This window comes from Mesorhizobium sp. LEGMi-168a (assembly GCF_058312955.1).
This window is the reverse complement of sequence record NZ_JBZEGV010000118.1, coordinates 1-1,248: the sequence shown is the minus strand read 5'-3', so window position 1 is coordinate 1,248 and position 1,248 is coordinate 1. Positions and strand designations below refer to the sequence as shown.

Below are 1,248 nucleotides of genomic sequence, written 5' to 3'. Positions count from 1 at the left end.
AACGGTTGCGACCGCTTCCTTGCTACTGTGAAGATAGCCGAGACGCCGCGAAAATGATCTGAGCAGCCGTTCCGACGCGCCGTTGACGAGTTGGGCTTCAACGGTTGGCCAAGGTATGTTTTGTAGCGCCAGGGCGGCGAGGCGGTTTGCGATGGCGTGCGGCAGCACTGCTCGCCATATTCCGCGCTGCTGCACGAGATCCCTGCGGCGAAGCTCGGCAACGCCGGCGAAAATCTCGGCAGCGGTCTTGCCGACCAGGCCACCCAGGCGGACGATCTCGGACTCGTCGCCAGCGACGGCTTCGCCGTCGAACGAGAAGACCAGCGCACACGCTTGCGCCACGAGCAGCAACCCGTTGTCATGCCCGTGCCGTTGTTGAAACAGCCGCCGGAAAAGGCCGTCGTCGGTTAGTCCGGCAAGCGATTCATTCTTGCCCACCGTTGCCGCGAGCGCCAAGGCGATCCGCGCGTTCCCACCGGAGAACTCGGCAATGGTCTGTGCATCCACGTCGGACATCGATGGAAAGCGCCGGCTGACCAGTTTCTGGACCAGGTCGGGCGACGACGGTTCCAGCACAAACACGTCGGTGCCCTCGGGCTCGTCCTCCCGGATGTCGTATTCGATTGTGATGACGCTGATAGTGCTGCCGGCGGCACGGACAAGTTCTGAAAGCCGGCGGTGCAGTTCCTGCGGACAATTGTCTATGACCAAGATCGCGCGCGTGCGTAGGGCGATCAGATTGCTGGTGAGCGCGATCGGTTGCGGATCAGGGGTGTCTGCCATGTCGGCATAGATGGCTAGCGCAGGGTCGAGATTAGCCGCGCCGACAGCTGGATCGAAAAGTGCTTGGACAAAGCGGGTTTTCCCGACGCCGGAAAGTCCAACCAAACGCACGATTTTATCGGGTTGACCCAAAAGATCCCGGATCTTCTCGAGGCCAGCGAGCGCGGAGACCCCACCGCCGTTTTCCGCGCTGCCGGTTTGAATTCGCAGAGCATCATCGACAAGGTAGCTGTCGTCGCTGCCCGCAGGCGTGTGCGCCCAAGGCCCATAGGGTTGCCACCCCGATAGCGATTTGCCGATGCGATCGCGGACCCACGGTATAAGACCCGGATGACCGCGTACCCATGTCGCGATGCGCCCGCGATCATAGAAATCGAGGGTGAGCTGATCCCGTTGCGCAATTTCCTTGACCGCATCGGCCATCGCCTTGCGCCGGTTGGCGAGTACACCGTCAGCCGTTGATCC

General features: G+C 61.9%; 1 pseudogene. It reads right to left on the bottom strand.

The features are described 5' to 3' along the window. Positions 1-1,206: pseudogene (locus AC4FWB_RS34315) on the bottom strand (hypothetical protein); the annotation flags it as partial. Between the last annotated feature and the right edge of the window lie 42 nt (positions 1,207-1,248).